This window comes from Streptomyces kebangsaanensis (assembly GCF_001906585.1).
Lineage (GTDB): Bacteria > Actinomycetota > Actinomycetes > Streptomycetales > Streptomycetaceae > Streptomyces > Streptomyces kebangsaanensis.
The window spans coordinates 83,733-85,720 of sequence record NZ_JUJA01000140.1 but is presented as its reverse complement, the minus strand read 5'-3'; the positions used below and the strand labels follow the sequence as shown (position 1 = coordinate 85,720).

Sequence of the window (1,988 nt, the reverse complement as noted above, 5' to 3'; positions counted from 1 at the left end):
CCGCCGCACTCGGCGCCGCGGAACCGCTCCTGCTGGCGACCTCCCTGCTGCCGCTGGTCCGGCCGGGCCGTATCCGCCCCCTGTACCGCCGTCCGGGGGCGCGGGAGCCGAACCTGGCGCCCGGTCTGCTCGACCACCTGGCCGCCCGTCTCGGTCACTCCCCCGCCCCGGTGGACGTCCTCGCCTGGGCGCTCGCGACCGCGCTCCCCGGCCCGGCCGTCCCGCTCACGGGGGACCCCGGACTCTGGGCGGCGGGAGTGGAGCTGGGCCGCCGGATGCTGTGGCTGATGCGCCGCGACGGCGAACGCCCCAAGCTGCCCGGCGGCCGCCGCCCCTACGTCCGCGCCCCGCTGCCCCCACGCCCGCTGACCCTGCGCTACGACCGGGACGAGGAGACGCTGCACCTCGACGAGGGCCGCGTCTCCCCGGTCCCGCCGGAGGCCTGGGACTTCGAGGCGGGCTCGGAGCGCGTCCTGGAGCGGTGGTTCGCCGCGCGGACCGCGGAGGGCGGACCGGGCACGCTGGCGGCCGTCCGCCCGGCGACCTGGCCGCAGGCGTGGACGTCCGAGCTGCTCGAGCTGATCACGGTGCTCGCTCTCCTGGCGGAACTACGGCCCCGCCGGGCCGAGTTGCGGACCACCGCCCCGACCACCGCCCCGATCACCGCCGCCGGGCTGCGGGAGGCGGGCGTGCTGCCGGTACCGCGGGCGGCCCGCCGCCCGGCGTCCGTGCTGGACCATCACGAGGAGGGCCCGGAAGGCCAGTTCGCGCTGCTGTGAGGGGGCGGGACTACGCGAACCCGTCGAGCACCCGTTCCAGCATCCGTGTGAAGACCGCCTCCAGATCGATCGGACCGGCGTCCTCCGCGAAGGACGCCGCCAGCCGCGGATAGGCGCCGCTCGCGAGCCGCCGGCCCAGGTAGGCGATCCTTGCCGCGGCCTCCTGCTCCTGGGACCAGGGCAGCGAGCGGGTGCGTTCCGCGGTGGCCAGTTCGTTCGCCACGTAGGTCGTCACGACGCCGTTCAGCATCGCGATGAGTTCCATCTTGGTGCCGTAGGGCGCGTCGAACGGGTCCAGGCAGGCCAGGCAGTGCTCCAGATAGCGCAGGACGTTGGGGCTGAAGCCGTAGACCGGGGACATCAGGCGCGGCAGCCAGGGGTGGCGGTGCATCAGCGCACGGGTCTGGTGGGCGACCCGGCGCATGTCGGAACGCCAGTCGCCGCTCGGCTCCCACAGCTCGTGCTCGCCGCTGACGGCGTCCACCATCAGCTCGTACAGGTCCTCCTTGCGGGGGACGTAGTTGTACAGCGACATGGTGCCGCAGCCCAGCTCGGCGGCGACGCGGCGCATCGAGACCGCGTCCAGCCCCTCCGCGTCGGCGAGCCGGACCGCGGCGGCCGCGATGTCCGCCCGGCTGTACGCCGGTTTCGGCCCCCGGCCGGTGCGCTCGGGGCGCGCCCAGATCACTTCGGGTACGGCCGCTCGGCCCGCCATCGATCATCACCTCCCCACCATCGTAGTTACGTACGCCGTACGTAATGCGCTATCGTCGAGCCATGACTACTACGTACGCTGTACTTAGTGAAGGTCTGGAGAAGCGCTTCGGCGACGTGCGCGCGCTGCGCGGGCTGGATCTCGCCGTGGCCGAGGGCACGGTGTGCGGGCTGCTCGGGCCGAACGGGGCCGGCAAGACCACGGCGGTGCGGCTGCTGACCACCCTGCTGCGGCCGGACGCGGGCTCGGCGCGGGTGGCGGGACACGACCTCGTGCGGGAGGCGGCGGCCGTACGGCGCCGGATCGGGGTGACCGGACAGGACACCTCCGTCGACGGGGACCTCACCGGGCGGCAGAACCTGCGGCTGTTCGCCCGGCTGCACCGGGTGCCGGACGCGGCGGGACGGGCCGGTGAGCTGCTGGAGCGGTTCGGGCTCGCCGAGGCCGCCGACCGGCCCGCGTCCACCTACTCGGGCGGGATGCGGCGCCGGCTC

The 1,988-nt window shown here is 74.7% G+C and carries 3 protein-coding genes; 2 read left to right on the top strand and 1 reads right to left on the bottom strand.

The window, feature by feature from the left end:
- Positions 1-779: type ISP restriction/modification enzyme (locus RH94_RS20605; protein ID WP_234425910.1), on the top strand; the 779-nt coding region annotated here is incomplete at its 5' end.
- Between the two features lie 10 nt (positions 780-789).
- Here the strand turns inward: RH94_RS20605 and RH94_RS20600 are convergent.
- Positions 790-1,494: a TetR/AcrR family transcriptional regulator gene (locus RH94_RS20600; RefSeq protein WP_073948987.1), complete on the bottom strand. Its 705-nt coding sequence runs from the start codon at positions 1,492-1,494 to the stop codon at positions 790-792.
- 62 nt (positions 1,495-1,556) lie between these two features.
- Between RH94_RS20600 and RH94_RS44030 the strand changes: the two genes are divergently transcribed.
- Positions 1,557-1,988: ABC transporter ATP-binding protein (locus RH94_RS44030; protein ID WP_234425909.1), on the top strand; the 432-nt coding region annotated here is incomplete at its 3' end.